This window comes from Winogradskyella alexanderae, from assembly GCF_020166335.1.
Taxonomy (GTDB): Bacteria; Bacteroidota; Bacteroidia; order Flavobacteriales; family Flavobacteriaceae; genus Winogradskyella; species Winogradskyella alexanderae.
In genome coordinates, this window is the sequence record NZ_JAIUJR010000005.1 from 129198 (window position 1) to 143970 (window position 14773).

Here is a 14773-nt window from a genome sequence, read left to right on the forward strand (position 1 = left end):
ATAGAGACATAAGAAGTACATCAAACTAACTAATCAAAAAAAAATGAAATTATTAGAAGGGAAAACAGCAATAATAACTGGTGCTAGTAGAGGTATTGGTAAAGGTATAGCCGAAGTTTTTGCAAATCATGGTGCAAATATTGCATTTACTTATAGCTCATCAGTAGAAGCCGCTAACGAATTAGAAAAAGATTTAATTAGTCGAGGAATTAAGGCCAAAGGATATCAAAGTAATGCGGCAAGTTTCGAAGAAGCACAAAAATTGGCTGAAGATGTATTGTCAGAATTTGGTACCATAGATATATTGGTAAATAACGCTGGAATTACAAAAGACAATCTTTTAATGAGGATGAGCGAAGATGATTTTGATAAGGTAATCGAAGTCAATTTAAAGTCTGTTTTTAATATGACAAAAGCAGTGCAACGTACTATGCTTAAGCAACGTAAAGGATCAATAATTAATATGAGTTCTGTCGTTGGTGTTAAGGGTAATGCCGGGCAAACCAATTACGCAGCTTCAAAGGCAGGAATAATAGGATTTTCAAAGTCAGTTGCATTAGAGCTGGGTTCAAGAAACATTAGAAGTAATGTTATTGCGCCAGGATTTATTGAAACAGAGATGACCGCTAAACTTGATGAAGAAACCGTTAAGGGTTGGAGAAATGCAATACCACTTAAGCGTGGAGGCACGCCAGAAGACATAGCAAATGCGTGTGTGTATTTAGCGAGTGATTTAAGTTCTTACGTAACTGGCCAAACACTTAATGTAGATGGTGGAATGCTAACATAAACACGTGTTTGTAGATCCTTTTAGGACTACGCAAATATGCAAATAGAGTCAATTTTATATATCATTATTGCTGGAATAGCAGCGCTTTTAATAGCGCTGTTTCAATATGTATATAAATCTAAAATCAAAAGAGGTATAAAGTACTATCTTCTTTTTCTAAGAGCCTTATCGGTTTTTGGTTTGTTATTGCTATTAATCAATCCAAAGTTTGAATCTAACACTTTTTATAATGAGAAGCCTCAGTTAGTGCTTGCCATAGACAATTCTGAATCTATAAGCTATTTAAATCAAGATTCCACTGTAAATGAAATAGTAAGCTACATTACTGGAAATGAGCAGCTAAATAAACGATTTGATGTTAATCGTTATACTTTTTCTAATGAACTAAGGGAAAATGATAGTTTGTCTTTTTCAGGTGCTCAAACAAACATTTCCAGTGTGTTGAGACAATTAGGGGAAGTTTATAAAGACAAAACAGCTCCAATTATTCTATTTTCAGATGGTAATCAAACGATTGGTAGAGACTACAGCTACATGGCCAATACGGTTAAACAATCTATTTATCCTTTGATACTTGGTGACTCTGTAGTGTTTTCCGATTTGAAAATTGAACAACTTAACATTAATAGATTTACTTTTTTAAAAAATAAATTCCCAATTGAAGTAATCTTAAGTTATTCAGGTGAAACTTTTGTAAATACCGAATTTCGGATATGGAATGGTGATAGGATTGTTTACCGTAAACCAGTCAGTTTTTCAGAAAATAAATCATCCGAAATCGTCGTCACTTCGCTAGTTGCCAATAGTGTTGGCATAAAAACATATCGAGCAGAAATTGTACCGATCACTCAAGAAAAGAATACGGTAAATAATTATCAAAATTTTGCAGTAGAGGTTATTGACCAAAAGACTAATGTAGCGATTGTGTCAGATCAACTTCATCCAGATTTGGGTGTATTAAAAAAGGCCATTCAGAGTAATGAGCAGCGTAGCGCTAGTATTCTTAAGCCTAATGAGTATCTAAGTCAAATAGATGATTATCAATTGGTTATACTTTATCAGCCAAACAGTAACTTTAGATCTCTTTTAAATGAAGTTAAAACACAAAAGCTAAATACTTTTATTATAACTGGTGCAAGTACCGACTACGAATTTATTAATGATACTAATCTTAAGGTAATTTGGGGAATAACCAATCAAACCGAAGAATTTCAACCAGAATTAAATCGAAATTATAATACCTTCATAATAGACAATATAACTTTTGAAAATTATCCACCGCTAAAATCCGAATTTGGGGGATTTAATTTTTTGGCACCGGCCGATATCATCTTATACAAAACGGTTAATGGCATAAGTACTGGAGATGCGATGCTAGCAACTTATAGTTTTGATGATATGAAGCATGCGGTTTTGGTTGGTGAAGGTATTTGGCGTTGGCGTGCTCAGACCTATTTGGATAAGGAGAGTTTTAACGATTTTGATAATTTCATCGGTAAGCTCATACAATACTTAAGTTCTACGAAAAAACGGAATAGATTGAACATAGATTATAAATCTTTTTATAATGGTAACGACAATATCATTATTTCTGCTCAGTATTTTAATGAGAATTTTGAATTTGATTCAAAGGCATCCTTAATTCTGTTAATTGAGAATTCTGAAAATGGTAAAAAACGTGAATTACCTCTTTTACTAAACGGATCTCAATATACAGTAGATTTAAGTGGCATTGAAGCTGGTTCATATAATTTTACTGTTAAACATAGTTCTGAACCAATTTCCTCATCCGGTCGAATTCAAGTTCTCGAATACAATGTTGAACAACAATTTTTAAATGCAGATTTAAGTCGATTAAATAAACTGGCAAAAGATAGTGGAGGTAAAGCATTCTTTGCAAATAATAGTTCTGAATTAATAGATGGTTTACTGAGCGATAATAGATATAGAACCATTCAGAAAAGCACTAAAAATATTGTACCTTTGATAGATTGGAAATACCTACTAGGATTTATAGCTTTATGTCTATTTTCCGAGTGGTTTATTAGAAAATATAACGGATTAATTTAAATAAAATTTGAAATGGAGAGATTACCAAAAATTGGACTACCGATTTTAATCGGAATTATTTTTTTAATTATTGTTATAGCAAAATCTGCTGTAACTATAGGATCTGGTGAAGCGGGTGTATTATATAAAACTTTTGGAGGTGGTGTGGTAACTGATGAACCACCCTTAGGAGAAGGTTTTCATATTGTAGCGCCTTGGAATAAAGTATATGTATATGAAGTAAGACGTCAAGAAATATTTGAGAAGATGAAGGTATTATCGTCAAACGGATTAGATATACAACTAGATGCTTCAGCTTGGTATCAGCCAGATTATCAAAATCTTGGTAAATTACACCAAGAAATTGGAGAAAATTATTTACAGCGTATCATATTACCTACTATAAGATCCGCAGCACGAAGTGTTGTAGGGCGCTATACTCCAGAACAATTATATTCTAGTAAACGAGATGCTATTCAAAAAGAAATTTTTGAAGAAACTAAGAAAATTGTAGATGAGCAATACATTACTCTTGATGAAATTTTAGTAAGAGATGTAACGTTGCCTCCAACTATTAAAGATGCTATTGAAAGAAAGTTAAAACAAGAGCAGGAATCTTTAGAATATGAGTTTAGACTTGTAACAGCAGATAAAGAAGCACAAAGGCAAATAATAGAAGCAAAGGGTAAAGCAGATGCCAACCGTATTTTAAGTGCGTCACTTACAGATAAAATATTACAAGATAAAGGTATAGAGGCAACAATAAAATTATCAGAATCACCGAACAGCAAAGTTATTGTAATTGGATCTGGAGACTCTGGAATGCCAATAATATTAGGCAACCAATAATTTTTTGTTAAACACTTGGGAATCTTAAATAAATTTCACAAACTTTGTCATAGTAAATTAAGACATGAATCAGAATCAATTGCATCATCATTTTCATCTAATCGCTCAAGCGAGGTGAGAATGTATTGATTGATTTCAACATATTAATTAAACCCGTTTGAGAACATCAAATGGGTTTTTTGTTTAAAGCTTGTAGTGTTTTCAAACTAACCAAAACTTAAAATGAATAAATTAAAAATTGCAGTTCAAAAGTCTGGACGACTGAATGAGGATTCTCTCAAAATTTTGAAACAAATAGGGATTTCAATTGATAATGGCAAAGACCAACTGAAAGCATCCGCACGAAATTTTCCGCTAGAAGTCTTTTATCTTAGAAATGGTGATATACCTCAATATTTAAAGGATGGTGTAGTAGATGCCGCTATAATCGGTGAAAATGTATTGATTGAAAAAGGAAAAGACATTGCAATTGTTGAAAAACTTGGATTTTCAAAATGTCGTGTATCCATCGCTGTGCCTAAATCGTCAGAAGCGAAAAGTTTAAAGGATTTGGAAGGAAAACGTATAGCAACATCTTATCCGAATACGGTTAATCAATTTTTGGAAGATGCAGGTGTCAATGCTCATTTACATATCATTAATGGTTCTGTAGAGATTGCTCCAAATATAGGATTAGCTGATGGGATTTGTGATATCGTGTCTAGTGGTAGCACTTTATTTAAAAATGGACTAAAAGAGATTGAGGTTTTATTAAAGTCTGAAGCTGTGTTAGCCACATCACCCAAGATATCAGAAGATAATCAGGCGATAATTGATAAGATACAATTTCGTCTTAAATCGGTATTGAGAGGCCGTGAAAACAAATATGTACTACTTAATGTACCAAACGATAAGCTTGAGAAAATTGTAACGATATTACCAGGTATGAATAGCCCAACAATCTTACCCTTAGCTAAAGAAGGTTGGAGTTCTTTACACTCAGTTATCAATAAAAATGATTTTTGGAATGTTATTGATGAACTCAAAGCCAATGGAGCAGAAGGCATCTTAGTTTGTCCAATAGAAAATATGGTATTATAATATGAAGTTGATAGAGAATCCAAAAAAAGAAAATTGGGCAGAGATTTTAAAACGCCCAACTCAGACTGTTGACGATATTGAGGCAATAGTTTATGATGTATTTTCAGACGTAAAAATAAATGGTGATAAAGCTATTAAATCGTACACCTCTAAGTTTGATGATGTCGATTTAGACGATTTCCTTGTGAGTAAACAAGAAATAAAAACTGCATCTAAAGCAGTATCTGACGAACTTAAAAGCGCTATAAAACTGGCTAAAAATAATATTGAAAAATTTCATGAAGCCCAGCAAACGGATACTGTTTTTTTAAAGACTATGCGTGGTGTAAAGTGTTGGCAGGAAAAACGTCCTATTCAAAAAGTAGGCCTCTATATTCCTGGAGGAACAGCACCCTTATTTTCAACTGTGTTAATGCTTGCCATACCTGCTAAGATTGCTGGTTGCAGGGAAATTGTACTTTGTTCACCACCAAATAAAGGAGGCAAATTAGCTGATGAAATATTATATACAGCAAAGCTATGTGGTGTAACTAAGATAGTTAAAGTAGGAGGGATCCAAGCTATTGCAGGTCTTACATTTGGGACAGAAACTATTCCGCAAGTCTATAAAATATTTGGCCCAGGAAATCAGTATGTAACCGTTGCCAAGCAATTAGCAACTAAATATGGAGTTGCAATCGATATGCCTGCAGGACCTAGTGAATTATTAGTAATGGCAGATAAGTCAGCAAACCCTGCCTATGTGGCTTCAGATCTATTGAGTCAGGCGGAGCATGGATCAGATAGCCAAGTAATCTTGGTGACCACTTCTAAAAGCTTTGCTCAACAAGTTAATAATGAAGTTAGCCTTCAACTAGAAGATTTACCCAGAAAAGAAATGGCTATGGATGCCATCAATAATTCAAAATCTATTGTTGTTAAAGATAATAAAACAGCTTTAGAATTAATTGATGAATATGGCCCAGAACATTTCATTGTTGCTACCAATGACGACAACTACTTTGTAGAAAACATAGGAAATGCAGGTTCCGTATTTATTGGTGATTATACACCTGAAAGTGCCGGAGATTATGCATCAGGTACTAACCATACCTTACCGACCAACGGGTTTTCTAAAGCTTATTCTGGAGTTAATTTAGATAGTTTTCTAAAGAGCATTACCTTTCAGAAAATATCCCAAAAAGGTATAAAAAATATTGGACCAGCTATTGAATTAATGGCAGAGGCAGAAGGATTACAAGCACATAAAAACGCTGTAACATTGCGCTTAAAAGATTTATAATCATGAATATAGAAAGTCTTTTACGCGATAATATAAAAACCATAAAGGCCTACTCATCCGCGAGAGATGAATACAAGGATGCCACAGCAGATATGATTTTTATTGATGCTAATGAAAATCCGTTTCAAACTGAGGTTAATCGTTATCCAGACCCAAAACAAACAACAGTTAAGGAGCAATTGTCCAATATAAAAGGTATTCCTGCTTCTCAGATTTTGCTAGGAAATGGAAGTGATGAAGTTTTAGATTTAATATTTAGAGCGTTTTGTGAGCCTAAATTAGACAATGTCATTACGCTACCTCCAACTTATGGGATGTATCAAGTTTTGGCAGATTTAAACGCAATAGAAACAATTTCAGTAGAATTAGATAATAATTTTGAACCTAATGTTTCTCAAATTATAAATGTGCAGAATAGTAATTCAAAACTGCTGTTTCTTTGTTCGCCTAATAATCCAACCGCCAATAGTTTTAATACTAACAAAATAGAGGAATTGATAAGAGGTTTTAATGGTATTGTAGTCATTGACGAAGCTTATATAGATTTTTCTAACCAGGAAAGCTGGTTAAATCGATTAAATGAGTTTCCTAATCTAATCGTTACTCAAACATTATCCAAAGCTTATGGTTTAGCTGGAATTAGACTAGGGATATGCTATGCTTCAGAATTTATTATTTCAACATTAAATAAAATTAAACCACCTTATAACGTAAATCAATTAACTCAGGATAAGGCTTTGAATAGATTATCACATTTAGATGAAGTTCAGAAAGAGGTTGATTTGATATTAAACCAAAGAGAATTGCTCATTAATCAATTTTCAGAAATATCATTTATTGAAAAAATATATCCTTCAGATGCAAATTTTGTATTGGCAAAAGTAGACGATGCTAACGCACGTTATAACCAATTGATTACCAAAGGTATAGTGGTAAGAAATAGAACAACACAGCCACTATGTGAAAATTGCCTGCGTTTTACTGTTGGTACGGAAGAAGAGAACAAAAAATTGATTGCAGTATTGAATGAATTAAACTAACACTGTCATTCCGCACTTGATGCGGAATCCACAATAAAAAGAAAAACTAAATAGATTCCTGCCTGCGCAGAAATGACAAAACAAACATGAAAAAACCAGTATTATTTATAGATAGAGACGGCACAGTCATAAAAGAACCTGCAGACGAGCAAGTCGATTCATTCGAAAAGCTAGAGTTTTATCCGAAAGTATTTCAATACCTAAGTAAAATTGCAAAGGAATTGCATTTTGAAATCGTTATGGTAACCAATCAAGATGGTTTGGGCACTGAAGTGTATCCGGAAAATACGTTTTGGCCCGTTCATAATTTTATTCTAAAATCATTTGAAGCTGAAGGTATCGTGTTTAAAGAGCAATTTATAGATCGAACCTTTGCTAAAGATAATGCACCAACACGCAAGCCAAATACAGGCTTGCTAACTAAGTATTTTTCCGATGACTATGATTTAGCAAATTCATTTGTTATTGGCGATAGACTCACTGACGTAGAGTTAGCAAAAAATTTAGGTGCAAAAGGGATATTTATCAATGACAACACCAATTTAGGAACAGATGAAGTCACTGTTAGTAATAATGTGTTACAAGAATACATTGCTTTAGAGACCAATGATTGGGAGATGATTTACAGATTTCTAAAAACTACTGAACGTGTTGGAACCATTGAGCGTAACACCAATGAAACCAAGATCAAGATGGAACTTAATCTAGATGGTACAGGCAAAGGTCAAATAGATACTGGTATTGCTTTTTTTGATCACATGTTAGACCAAATTGCGCGTCATGGGCAAATGGATTTAAACATAAAGGTAGAAGGCGATTTACAAGTTGATGAACACCATACCATAGAAGATACAGCCATTGCTTTGGGCGAAGTTTTTGCCATAACACTGGGTAATAAATTAGGAATTGAACGCTATGGTTTCTGTTTGCCAATGGATGATTGTTTAGCACAGGTAGCTATTGATTTTGGGGGTAGAAACTGGCTAGTTTGGGATGCCGAATTTAAGCGTGAAATGATTGGTAAAATGCCTACGGAAATGTTTTATCACTTCTTTAAATCCTTCACAGATGGTGCTAAATGCAACTTAAATATAAAAGTTGAGGGTACAAATGAGCATCACAAGATTGAAGCTATATTTAAGGCGTTTGCAAAGGCTATTAAAATGGCAGTGAAGCAAGATGTGGATAAAATGATTTTACCTTCAACAAAAGGAATGCTATAATGGATTTACGAATTGTCAATTATGGAGCTGGTAATATTAAAAGTATTCAATTTGCTTTTCAACGATTGGGATATGATGCTGTTTTAACATCAGACTCAAACGAAATTTTAAAAGCAGATAAGATTATTTTCCCAGGAGTAGGAGAAGCAAGCTCGGCCATGAGAAAGCTAAAAGAAAGTGGTTTGGATACACTCATCCCTCAATTAAAACAGCCCGTTTTAGGAATTTGCCTAGGAATGCAGTTAATGTGTAATCATACAGAAGAAGGTGACACTCAAGGGCTTGGTATTTTTCATACAACTGTGAAACGCTTTTCAAATAATGTGAAAGTACCGCAAATGGGTTGGAATACGGTTAAAAATCTGAAGTCAGATTTATTTAAGAACATTAGTGAAGGTGATTACATGTATCTTGTACACAGTTATTATGCAGAGCACTGTAATGAAACTATTGCAATTTCAGATTATGAAATAGAATATGCTTCCGCATTAGAGAATGAAAATTTTTTTGGTGTTCAATTTCATCCAGAAAAAAGCGGTAAGACCGGTGAGCAATTATTAAAAAACTTTTTAGACTTATAATATGAGGATTATACCAGCTATAGATATCATAGAAGGAAAGTGTGTAAGACTTACCAAAGGTGATTACGACACCAAGAAAATATATAATGAAAATCCACTTGAAGTGGCTAAAGCATTTGAAGGTTCGGGTATTGAGTATTTACACTTAGTGGATTTAGATGGCGCTAAAGCTAAGCATATTGTCAACTATAAAGTTTTGGAACAAATTGCCGCTAAAACCAAATTGAAGATTGATTTTGGTGGTGGTTTAAAATCTAATGAAGATTTAAATATTGCCTTTAATTGTGGAGCAAGGCAGATTACAGGTGGAAGCATAGCAGTTAATGATAGAGAAACTTTTGAAGGTTGGTTAACTAAATATGGACCTCAAAAAATTATTTTAGGTGCGGATAGTAATGAAGGTAAAATTGCCATCAATGGTTGGCAAGATGATAGTAAGGAAGAAGTTATTTCCTTTATCAAGGATTATCAGCGCAAACATATTAAGTATGTCATTTGTACGGATATTTCCAAAGATGGTATGCTAGAAGGGCCATCAATTAATTTGTACAAAACCATTATTAAAGAATGTAGTAATAGTAGTGGTGCTCAGTCCATTAAACTCATTGCTTCAGGTGGTGTTTCTAATATTAAAGATGTAGAGGACTTAGAAGCAATTGGCTGTGACGGTGTAATTATTGGTAAAGCCATATACGAGAATAAAATTAGTTTAAAAGAATTAGACCAATTTTTATAATATGCTTACAAAACGAATTGTTCCTTGTTTAGATATCAAAGATGGTCGTACCGTAAAAGGTGTCAACTTTGTAGATTTACGTGATGCTGGCGACCCTGTTGAATTAGCCAAGCAATATGCACTGTTAGGAGCAGACGAACTGGTTTTTTTAGATATTTCAGCAACTCAAGAGAAGCGTAAAACCATGCACGATATGGTTTTGAAAGTAGCAGAACAGGTCAATATACCTTTTACTGTAGGAGGCGGAATTTCCTCTGTTGCAGATGTCGATGACTTATTGCATTGTGGCGCAGATAAAGTTTCCATAAATTCATCGGCAGTCAAACGACCAGAATTAATTAATGAATTATCACAAAAATTCGGAAGTCAATGTGTCGTCGTAGCTATTGATGCTAAGAAAATAGGAGAGAAGTGGTTTCTACATTTGGCTGGAGGAACCATCCCAACTGAAATTAAGTTATTTGAATGGGCTAAGGAAGTAGAAGAGCGCGGTGCTGGCGAAATCTTGTTTACCTCTATGAATCACGACGGTACAAAAGCTGGTTTTGCAAATGAAGCCTTGGCCAAACTTTCAGATTTAGTAAATATCCCAATTATTGCTTCTGGTGGTGCAGGAACCATACAACATTTTGCAGATACTTTTAAGATAGGAAAGGCTGATGCTGCATTAGCTGCAAGTGTTTTTCATTTTGGAGAAATACCAATTATAGAATTAAAGAAAGAATTAAGAAAACAGAATATAGAAGTACGATTATGAATGTAGATTTTAATAAGAATCCAGATGGATTAGTACCAGCTATTATACAAGATGCAATAACCCAGAAGGTACTTATGTTAGGTTACATGAATTCTGAAGCATTGCAACATACCATTGAATCAAAATTAGTGACATTTTTTAGTCGTACAAAGCAACGTCTTTGGACTAAGGGAGAGGAAAGTGGGAATGTATTAAATCTAGTGGATATTAAATTAGATTGCGATAGTGATACCTTATTAATCAAAGTAAGTCCAAAAGGCCCAACATGCCATAAGGGTTCAGATACCTGCTGGAATGAAGAAAACGTTCAATCCTACGGGTTTCTTTCAATATTAGAAGATGTTATTACCTCAAGAATTGAGAATGCAGATTCTCAAAAGTCTTATGTGGCTTCCTTATTCGCAAAAGGAATTAACAAGGTCGCCCAAAAAGTTGGTGAAGAGGCTGTAGAAGTTGTTATTGAAGCAAAAGATAATAATGATGATCTATTCCTCGAAGAAAGTGCAGATTTGCTGTTTCATTACCTAATGCTTTTAAAGGCAAAAGGATATAAGCTCAATGACGTAGTAAACGTTTTAAAAGGTCGTCATAAGTAGTTACCTTGTGTAGACTATAGTAGAAATAATATTGCCATCATAATCATAGTAGGTCCATTTACCAATAGGTTTTTTCCAATGTAGATATTCACCTTTTGACTTAATCTTTCCATTTTCATAGTAAAAGGTTACAGGACCTTCAACCTTATTTTCCTTATACGTGCCCTCACAGACTTTTCTTCCATACGGATCAAAATCAATCCACTTTCCGTTGCCAATACCATTGACGTATTCTTGCATGGTCATATATTTTCCATTTTCATATTTACCGTAAAGAACGCCAGTAAAGGGTTTGTCAGACCCTATTTCATAATACTTTGAACCTAATTTATATGCCTTTTGATAGGTGTCTGTCATTGAAACTAATTTTTGTTCTCCGGTTTCTTGAGCACACACCAAATTAAAAACTAAAACTATTGCTGTAAATGCGATAAGTGTTTTCATAAGAATACTTTTTACTATATACACGCTTTTTTTCATTTAGATGAGCAAACAATAAAATTGCCACTATTTTAATTAGTGGCAATTATTCTCATGAATTAAGAAAGTTTACTCATGCATTGGAACCATTAATCCGATTATTTACTCTCATAAATGATAGCTAAGGTTTGTTCTATCCAATCACTATTAAAACCTAATTTTACGTCTGGTATAATTCCATAGCCTTCATATTTATAGTACTCGTTATGAAAATCCATATCAGTTGGATAGAACGAAAAATGGCCTGAGGGTGTTTGATGTAATTTTCCATAATTTGATCCGTAAGCCAAAGCACCATAGGTGGTTTGCCCCAAGTGCTTGCTATTATCCAAATTCTTTAACTTAACAGTAAATTGCTCACCATTACTTATGGTAAAACTGTTTGTAATTATAAATAATTGGGCTTTAGATTTTCTTAGCAATTTAAAAAAGGCCTGAGATACTTTTGAAGCACCACCCGAGTTGCTTCTAAGATCAACAATTATATTTGGCGCATTTAACTCATCCTTTAACTTATTCAAAAATAGGTCTGCTTGCTCTCGATTCGCCGAGCTTCTATTAAAATTACCCATATAAATGTACTGGACAGAATCGTTAATTGTTTTTAATTCCCAATTAGAGGTCTTGTCTGTTTTAAATTCAAAATTATTGTGAAAGCCATTCTTTTTTAAGTTTAATAATCGACCATTCTCATAAGTAATACTATTGAACATTTTGAGATGTCTTGAGTATATATCATGTTGTATAATGTTATATTTATCAAATTTGTTCTTGTAGACATAAAGAAATATTTGACCTCTCGTCCAAAGAGGATGATCAGATGCTAAAACGATACCTTGGTATGTGTTATCATCCATTTTTAAGATACCAATTTCTATTGTTGTTGTCCCTAATATGTAAATACCTTCAATGCCCTCTTTAATAGACATTGTTAATTGATCTCTTAGCGAATCCAAATTTAAAGTGGATTTAGGGTGTAATTTAAAAGTATTGCTTTGCAAAAAATCACTCAGTTTTTCATCGTCGCCCATATCACTTTTCTTAAAGTATTTAGTGTTAGCATAGAGATTAATATGAAAGTCCTCTATAACGGTTATTTGCTTGGCTAGGAATTTAAAACACTCTTCTACGGTAGTGTTATAGTTAATTTTTGACACTATTGATGCGTAAGTCTTATTGAATTGTATTTCCTTTTGGCCTTTAATTTGTCTTTTGTATGATGGCGTAACTTTTAGTTTTTCAATAATAAAATCTAAATCTGCTTTGCAATCGCATTTGTTGTTTTGGCCAGAACTTGTAATCAATCCTAGTACTAAAGCAAGATTAAAAAGAACTACTTTTTTCATGATTAAATGGTTTTAACTAATTAAACTTTCTGAAACAAATATATCCCAGACTAAACCATTTAACTCAATAATAATGTGTGTTTGGGGCGAAATAATCCTAATTTGTGGTGAGTTCAATCACAGATTTCACATCAGTTAAATACGTTTTTGAAACTGGTACTTCAATCACATGAGATAATAGAAGTATATGTTTTCCGTTATTGATTTTCCATTGTTGAAAATGGTAAGGATTGATTAAGAATGAACGATGCGTGCGTTGCAGTTCTTCAAAATCTTCATCAATAACACTCAGCTTATTTCTTATGAGTGTCTTTTTTAAGTAAGTGCCCGATAAATAATAAACTTCAATATAATTGTCAGAAGATTTTACGCAAATAAGATCATTGAGTTGTAATCGCAAACCTTCATAATTGCCTTCACCTTTAATTTCAATCTTTTGATCATCTAATCGCTTATCATGGTATTTTCCAAATGCGAAACGACTTATTAATATAATTGGTAAAATGGTAATTATGGCAGGAAAATAAATAGCCTTTAACATATAACCTAGGGTATATGGATTGGGCTCGTTTGGGACCACAACGAAAAGGTAAAATATTCTTGCCACAACAACAGAAACGAAGCAAAAGCTAAAAAGAAATACCAGTTCACTAATTATAGTCCATTTAGCGTTGTTTTTAGAATAAAGAAAATATTGAAAAGGCACAAAAATCAGGTAACATAATCCACCTAGAAGACCATAACCTGGTAAAAATAGAAGTTTTTCATTTGCGTTAAACTGGTTGACATCCAAGGGCTCAGAAAAATAAAGGAATACGAAAACCCAAATAGCTAATAATAAAGCTATTATGAGGTGATGTTTAAATAAAGGGTCGAAAGGATAAAGTCTTCTCAAAAATACCGATTATTGCTTATGCAAAAATACGATTAGTATTGTAAAACCCATAATAATTAAACCTTGGCCTACAATCTGTAATAACTCTGGCTTGTACCTCGTGTACATGCACAGTTACTTGCGCCTTGGAAAAGATCTAGGCCTATGGTTACCATATGCGTACCTGTATTAAAGCCTGAAAGATCATTCATCGTTATCTGATAACTATAGGCAAAGTACAATCCGTTATACATAACACCTCCCATTGGACCAATATTGAGTGGATCTAAGAACTGATCATTCAAGAAACGATAAGAAGCGCCAATCCAATAGTAATTTCTATCCCTATTGAATTTACGATACTTGAAATTTATATCTGTCGCAGATCTATTATCACTGTCAAATAGTTGAAAGAAAACTGACGGTTCAAACTCAACGTCTTTATTTGTCTTACTGCGTAATACTAGCCCTGAGTAAAGCTGATAATTTAAAAGCTGATTTGGTTCAACACCAGTAAAGTCGTCAATGTCTTTTTCAATCAAATTATTGGCATTTAGACTAATAAAAAAGTTTCGCCATCGGTATAAAATACCTGCATCAAAATTGTTATTGTTTATAGCTCTATCGTCTGTGATACTTGGGTCTAAAATTGGAATTTCATATGTTGTGTTGAAATTTTCTATATCAATTCTAAAACTATTTATGTTGTATGAAATACCAAATGATAAATATTGCTTAGACTTGTAATCTAGTGTCAAATGGTGTGCATATGATATCTTCATACCCTTTTGTCTGGTATTACCGTTTTTATCATTATAAGCTGAAATTCCCACACCAGATCTATTAGCAAATCTAAAATCGGCATATAAAGACTGATTATCCGGGGCATTCTTTATGCCAACCCATTGTGTCAATCCGTTAGCTCTTATCTTCAAATTATCGCCGATTCCGGCATAAGTCGGTGAAATCACAAAATCGTTGTCTGCGAGATACTGCGTCCATACAGGTAAATTTAACTCCTGGCCATAACCGAAAGATAGCATTAAGAAACATATATAAAGTTTAAATTTTTTCATCGTATTCATCATAT

General features: G+C 33.5%; 15 protein-coding genes. 11 read left to right on the top strand and 4 right to left on the bottom strand.

All coding sequences use genetic code 11. The annotated features are described in order from the left end of the window. Positions 1-43 precede the first annotated feature (43 nt). The 11 genes from fabG (at position 44) to hisIE (ending at position 10983) form a co-directional block, all read left to right on the top strand. On the top strand, positions 44-790 hold the full coding sequence (gene fabG / locus LBU54_RS08965; RefSeq protein ID WP_224528489.1) for a 3-oxoacyl-[acyl-carrier-protein] reductase: 747 nt from the start codon (positions 44-46) through the stop codon (positions 788-790). Between the two features lie 36 nt (positions 791-826). Continuing rightward, positions 827-2860 (top strand): vWA domain-containing protein, encoded by a 2034-nt coding sequence (locus tag LBU54_RS08970; RefSeq protein ID WP_224528493.1) that lies wholly within the window; start codon positions 827-829, stop codon positions 2858-2860. 12 nt (positions 2861-2872) lie between these two features. Further along, on the top strand, positions 2873-3688 hold the full coding sequence (locus LBU54_RS08975; RefSeq protein WP_224528494.1) for a prohibitin family protein: 816 nt from the start codon (positions 2873-2875) through the stop codon (positions 3686-3688). A 222-nt stretch (positions 3689-3910) separates the two neighbouring features. Continuing rightward, on the top strand, positions 3911-4768 hold the full coding sequence (gene hisG / locus LBU54_RS08980; protein WP_224528495.1) for an ATP phosphoribosyltransferase: 858 nt from the start codon (positions 3911-3913) through the stop codon (positions 4766-4768). A 1-nt stretch (position 4769) separates the two neighbouring features. Further along, positions 4770-6050, top strand: a complete 1281-nt coding sequence (gene hisD, locus LBU54_RS08985) for a histidinol dehydrogenase (RefSeq protein ID WP_224528496.1) — start codon at positions 4770-4772, stop codon at positions 6048-6050. Positions 6051-6052: 2 nt separating this feature from the next. Continuing rightward, positions 6053-7090: a histidinol-phosphate transaminase gene (hisC, locus tag LBU54_RS08990; protein ID WP_224528497.1), complete on the top strand. Its 1038-nt coding sequence runs from the start codon at positions 6053-6055 to the stop codon at positions 7088-7090. Positions 7091-7176: 86 nt separating this feature from the next. Beyond that, on the top strand, positions 7177-8313 hold the full coding sequence (hisB, locus tag LBU54_RS08995; protein WP_224528498.1) for a bifunctional histidinol-phosphatase/imidazoleglycerol-phosphate dehydratase HisB: 1137 nt from the start codon (positions 7177-7179) through the stop codon (positions 8311-8313). After that, positions 8313-8894, top strand: a complete 582-nt coding sequence (gene hisH, locus LBU54_RS09000) for an imidazole glycerol phosphate synthase subunit HisH (RefSeq protein WP_224528499.1) — start codon at positions 8313-8315, stop codon at positions 8892-8894. Before hisB ends, hisH begins: the two co-directional genes overlap by 1 nt. A 1-nt stretch (position 8895) precedes the next feature. Beyond that, complete coding sequence (gene hisA / locus LBU54_RS09005) at positions 8896-9630, top strand: 1-(5-phosphoribosyl)-5-[(5-phosphoribosylamino)methylideneamino]imidazole-4-carboxamide isomerase (RefSeq protein ID WP_224528500.1); 735 nt, start codon at positions 8896-8898, stop codon at positions 9628-9630. A 1-nt stretch (position 9631) separates the two neighbouring features. Continuing rightward, the gene (gene hisF, locus LBU54_RS09010; protein ID WP_224528501.1) at positions 9632-10387 is read left to right on the top strand and encodes an imidazole glycerol phosphate synthase subunit HisF; all 756 of its coding nucleotides are present in this window, start codon (positions 9632-9634) and stop codon (positions 10385-10387) included. Continuing rightward, positions 10384-10983, top strand: a complete 600-nt coding sequence (gene hisIE, locus LBU54_RS09015; protein ID WP_224528504.1) for a bifunctional phosphoribosyl-AMP cyclohydrolase/phosphoribosyl-ATP diphosphatase HisIE — start codon at positions 10384-10386, stop codon at positions 10981-10983. The genes hisF and hisIE overlap by 4 nt, the downstream gene beginning before the upstream one ends. On the opposite strand, the gene LBU54_RS09020 is transcribed toward hisIE, so the two are convergent. The 4 genes from LBU54_RS09020 to LBU54_RS09035 form a co-directional block, all read right to left on the bottom strand. Continuing rightward, entirely contained in the window at positions 10984-11427 is a 444-nt protein-coding gene (locus LBU54_RS09020; protein ID WP_224528508.1) for a toxin-antitoxin system YwqK family antitoxin, read from the bottom strand. A 134-nt stretch (positions 11428-11561) separates the two neighbouring features. After that, the gene (locus LBU54_RS09025; RefSeq protein WP_224528510.1) at positions 11562-12809 is read right to left on the bottom strand and encodes a S41 family peptidase; all 1248 of its coding nucleotides are present in this window, start codon (positions 12807-12809) and stop codon (positions 11562-11564) included. 97 nt (positions 12810-12906) lie between these two features. Then, positions 12907-13704: a LytTR family DNA-binding domain-containing protein gene (locus LBU54_RS09030; protein ID WP_224528512.1), complete on the bottom strand. Its 798-nt coding sequence runs from the start codon at positions 13702-13704 to the stop codon at positions 12907-12909. A gap of 68 nt (positions 13705-13772) precedes the next feature. Then, entirely contained in the window at positions 13773-14759 is a 987-nt protein-coding gene (locus tag LBU54_RS09035; RefSeq protein WP_224528514.1) for a PorP/SprF family type IX secretion system membrane protein, read from the bottom strand. Positions 14760-14773 lie beyond the last annotated feature (14 nt).